Source organism: Chromobacterium sp. S0633 (genome assembly GCF_024158805.1).
In the GTDB taxonomy this organism is placed as follows: Bacteria; Pseudomonadota; Gammaproteobacteria; order Burkholderiales; family Chromobacteriaceae; genus Chromobacterium.
On the sequence record NZ_JAMZGH010000092.1, the window covers coordinates 1 to 4,984 of the forward strand.

Consider the following 4,984-nt stretch of genomic DNA (forward strand, 5'->3'; position numbering starts at 1 on the left):
ACGGCAGAGAGTCCGGGCGGCGCGGCCAGCGGGGCGACGGCGGCGCGCCAGTAGCCGAGTTCGCCGGCCAGCGCGGGCGCGGCGTCGGCCAGCGAGCGCGTCCAGGCCCGGTAGCTGACGGCCACCGGCGGCAGCGAGATCTCTACGCCGTCCGCGGCCTGGCCGTAGGCCTGGTCCAGGTCGTCCAGCAGAATGCGCCAGGACACCACGTCCACTACCCAGTGGTGGGCGATCAGCAGCAGTTCGGGGCGGCCGTCCGGCCCGGCCTCGATCAGCACGGCGCGCAGCAGCGGGCCGCGCTCCAGATCCAGCGAGGCTTGCAAGCGCGCGCCGTGGGCTTGCAGCTCCGCCTCGCGCGCGGCCGCTTCCGTTTCCCGCAGCGTCAGCGTTTCAAGCGGCGGCGCGGCGCGCGGGCCGTAATGCTGGCTCCAGCCGCCGTCGGGCTCGCGGCGCAGCCTCAGGCGCAGCGCGTCGTGCCGCAGGGCCACGGCCGTCAGCGCCGCCCGCAGCGCGGCCGGGTCCGCGGCGGCGTCCAGGCTCAGCCGCAGGCTGAGGTTCCAGTGCTGCGGCGCGGGCCAGTCTTGTTGCAGGAACCAGCGCTGGATGGGCGCCAGCGGCGCCTCGGCCTGTTCCGGTTCCTCGATGTGGGTCCGCCGCGCTGTCGCGCCGGCCACCGCCGCCAGCCCGGCCACCGTGGGATGGGCGAACAGCGCGCGCGGCTCGATGTCGAAACCGGCCTGCTTGGCGCGCGAGACGATTTGCAGGGCCAGGATGGAGTCGCCGCCGACGGCGAAATAATTGTCGTGAACGCCGATGCCGCTCCGCCCCAGCGCCGAGCGCCAGATCTCCAGCAGCGCGGCCTCGGCCGGGCTCAGCGCGGCGTCCGCGTCCGGCGCGTCCGGCGCGGCGTCTTCCGGCGACGGCAGCGCCGCGCGGTCTATCTTGCCGGCCGGGGTCAACGGCCATTGCCGCACGCTGACGATGGCTTGCGGCAGTTCGTGGGCCGGCAGCCGGGCGGCCAGGTGTTCTCGCAGCGCGGCGGCGTCGAAGTCGGTTTCCGGCTTGAGCCGGGCGTAGGCCAGCAGCTGGCGGCGCTCGCCGTCCAGGCGGATCAGCGCCAGCGCTTCGTCCACGTCCGGATGGGCGCTGAGCGCGGCGGCGACGCCGTCCAGCTCGATGCGGTAGCCGCGGTGCTTGACCTGGCCGCCGGCGCGGCCCAGGAAGCGGATGCCGCCGTCGGGCAGGTATTCTCCCAGGTCGCCGCTGCGGTACAGCCGCGCGCCGGGCAGGCCGGACACCGCGTCCGGCACGAAGCTGGCGGCGGTGCGGCCGGGCTGGCCGATATAGCCGCGCGCCAGCGCCTCGCCGCCGATGTGCAGCTCGCCGGGCACGCCGGGCGGCACCAGGCCGCCCCAGCGGTCCAGCAGATAGAGGCGGACGCCGGCCATCCCGCGGCCTATGGACGGCAGCGGCTCGAGCGCGTCGCAGGCCTGCATGCTGGCGCAGACCGTGGCCTCGGTCGGGCCGTAGGCGTTGACCACGCGGCGCTTGGCGGCCCAGCGCGCCAGCAGGCCGGGCGCGGCGGTTTCGCCGGCGGAGATCAGGGTGCGCAGGCCGGGCAGGTCGTCTTGGTCCAGCGCCGCCAGCAGCGCCGGCGGCAGGGTGGCGTGGGTCAGGCCGTGACGCCGCGCGGCGCGGCGCAGCGCGCCGGCCGGGTCTTGCGCGGCGTCGGCTTCCGGCAGGCACAGGGCCGCGCCGCTGCCCAGGGCCATGAAGATTTCCGACACCGAGGCGTCGAAGCTCAGCGGGGCGAACTGGTAGACGCGGCTGCCGGCGTCCACCTGGAAAACCTCGCATTGGGCGCGGCAGAGGTTGGCGACGCCGCGATGGCTGACGCCCACGCCTTTGGGCCAGCCGGTGGAGCCGGAGGTGTAGATCAGATAGGCCAGATTGTCGACGTCGGCGGCGCAGGGCGGCGCGGCGTCCTGCGCGGAGTCAGCAGCGTCAGGAGCTTGATCCAGCAACAGCAGCTTGGCCGGCAGCCGGCTCAGCGTCGGCAGCAGGCGCGTTTCGCTGAGCAGGATGGCGGCGCCGCTGTCGGCCAGCATATAGTCCAGCCGTTCGGCCGGATAGGCCGGGTCCAGCGGCAGATAGACGGCGCCGGCCTTCAGCGTGGCCAGCAGCGCCGTCACCGCGTCCGCGCCGCGCGGCAGCAGCACGCCCACCACGGTTTCCGGGCCGGCGCCCAGCGCTTGCAGCCGGTGGGCCAGTTGGTTGGCGCGGCGCTCCAGTCCGGCGTAATCGAGCGCGCCGTTCTCGTCCAGCAGGGCCGGCGCGCGCGGCGCGGCGGCGGCCTGGCGCTCGAACAGGCGCTGCGCCAGTTCCGGCGAGGCCAGCGGCGGCCGGGCGGCGTCGGCGATCCGCGTCCGCCGCGTGTCCGCGGGCAGCAGCTCGATGGAGGCGACGGCGGCGTCCGGCGCGGCGACCATGCGTTCCGCCACGGCGAGCCAGCGTTGCAGCAATTCCTCGGCCGCCGCGTCGGCGACGCGGCTGCGGTCGAAGGTGAGCTTGACGGTCAGGGCCGCGCCGGGGATCACGGCCAGCGTCAGCGGGTAGTTGGTGTGTTCGCTGAAGCGCGGCGTTTCAAAGCCCAGGCCGGCGGCCTCGTCGCGCAGCAGCGCGTCGGCGGGGTAGTTCTCGAAGACCAGCAGGGAGTCGAACAACTGGGCGTTGTCGCGGCCGGCCCAGCGCTGGACGTCCACCAGCCGGTTGTGGGCGTAGTCCTGCACCCGGGCCTGATCGGCCTGCACCTGGGCCAGCAGCGCGCGCGCGTCGGCGGCCGGGTTGAGCCGCACCCGCAAGGGCAGGGTGTTGATGAACAGCCCTATCATTTCGCCTATGCCGGGCAGATCGCCGTTGCGGCCGGACAGGGCCGCGCCGAACACGATGTCCTCGCCGTGGCCGCTGCGCGCCAGGGTCAGCGCCCAGGCGGCCTGGAACAGGGTGTTCAGCGTGCTGGCGCAAGCCTGCATCGCGGCGGCGGCGCGCGCGCTCCACTCCGGCGACAGCCGGATTTCCCGCTCGACGAAGTCGGCGCCGCCGCCGGCGGGGCCGGCGAGCAGGGTGGGCTGTTCCAGCCCGGAGAAATAGCGGCGCCAGAAGCGCTCGTCCGAGCGGGCGCGGCGGCCGGCGCGGTCCAGCCAGCCGATATAGGCGGAGAACGGCCGCGCCGGCGGCAGGGCCGGGGCCTCGCCGCGGCTGAGCGCGCGGTACAGGGTCAGCAGCTCGCGGAAGAACAGCGGCAGCGACCAGCCGTCCAGCAGCAGGTGGTGATAGCTCCAGATCCAGCGCCAGCGGTCCTGGCCCAGGCGGATCAGCGCCAGCCGCATCAGCGGCGCGGCGTCCAGCGCGAACGGCCGCGCGGCGTCGGCGGCCAGATAGTCGGCCAGCGCGGCCTCGGGCTCGGCCAGGCCGGACCAGTCCAGCCGGCTGATCGGCAGCGGCGCCGCGCGCATCGCCGCTTGCAGCGGCTGGGCCAGGCCCTGCCAGTGGAAGCCGGAGCGCAGCAGCGGATGGCGCGCCAGCATCGCGCGCCAGGCCTCGGCGAAGGCGTCCGGGTCCAGCGGGCCGTTGACCACGCTGCTGAGCTGTTCCAGATAAGCGCCGTCGGCGGCGTCGGCCACGCTGTGGAACAGCATGCCCTGTTGCAGCGGGGACAGCGGATAGAGATCGTCGAAAGGGCCGCTCCGGCGCGCCAGCTCCTCCACGGCGGCCTGCTCCAGCCGCGCCAGCGGGTAATCGGCGGCCAGCAGCGGCGCGGCCTCGATCTCGTCCAGCGCCAGCGCCAGTTCGCGGGCGAAGGCGTCGGCCCAGCCGGCGACGGTGGCCGCTTCGAACTGGCCGCCGGGGTAGCGCCAGTCCACGCGCAGCCTGCCGTCCAGCACCACCAGCACCAGGTCCAGCGCGAAGGGGCGCAGGTTGGCGGCAGCGCGTTCGCCGGCAATCAGCTCGGGCCGCAGTTGGAACCAGGCGTTGTCGACGCCGCGCGGCGCGCCCAGGTAATTGAAGCTGATTTCCGGCAGGCCGGCCGCGTCCAGCCGCCGGCGCGCCTCTTTGTCCGGCCCCAGCCAGCGCGCCTGGCCGTATTCCGGCGCGATGGGGGTCAACAGCGACAAGGGCGCGGCGATGGCGGCCAAGAGTTCGGCCGCGCCGGCGACGGCGGCGTCGCCGGCCACGCTCAGCGGATACAGCGCGGTGAACCAGCCCATGGTGCGGGACAGGTCCAGGCCGGATTCCGCGTCGCGGCCGTGGTGTTCCAGCGTCACCGCGAAGCGCGGCGCGTCTAGCCGGGAGGCCAGCGCGCGCCATAAGGCCAACAGCAGCAGGGCGCTGACGCGCTGGCCGGCGGCGCGGGCCCCGGCGGCCAGCAGGCGGCCGGTCAAGGCCGCGTCCAGCTCGCGGCTGAGCAGCCGCGAGGCGGCTTCGGTATTGGCCGCCGGCGCAGCGAAGTCGCGGCGCAGCGTCGGGAAGCCGGCCGCGGCCTGGCCGAGCCAGGGCGCGGGGTCCGCCTCGGCGGCGTCGGCCCGCTGCCGCTCCGCCCAGCGCCGCCAGTTGGCGGGCACGGCGGCGAGCCGCGGGGCTTCGCCGCGCGTCAGCGCGTCCAGCGCTTGCGTCAGATCGTCCAGCAGAATGCCCCAGGACACCGCGTCCACCGCCAGATGGTGGACGATCAGCGCCAGCAGCGGCGCTTGCCGGCCGCGGCGCAGCAAGAGCGCGCGGGCCAGCGGGCCGGCGTCCGGGTCCAGCTGGCGCTGGGCCTGTTCTATCGCCGCGCGCGCGGCCTCCTCGCTCTCGTCCGTCAGCTCCAGTTCGCGGCAGGGCCAGCCGCCGGCCGCCTCGGCCAGCGCCGGTTCCGGCGCGAAGCGCAGGCGGAAGGCGTCGTGGCGCGCGGCCACGGCGTCGAGCGCGGCTTGCAGCCGGGCCG

General features: G+C 75.1%; 1 protein-coding gene. It reads right to left on the minus strand.

The genetic code is table 11. The features are described 5' to 3' along the window. On the minus strand, positions 1–4,984 hold a 4,984-nt coding region (locus tag NK214_RS24575; protein WP_253315765.1), incomplete at both ends, for a non-ribosomal peptide synthetase.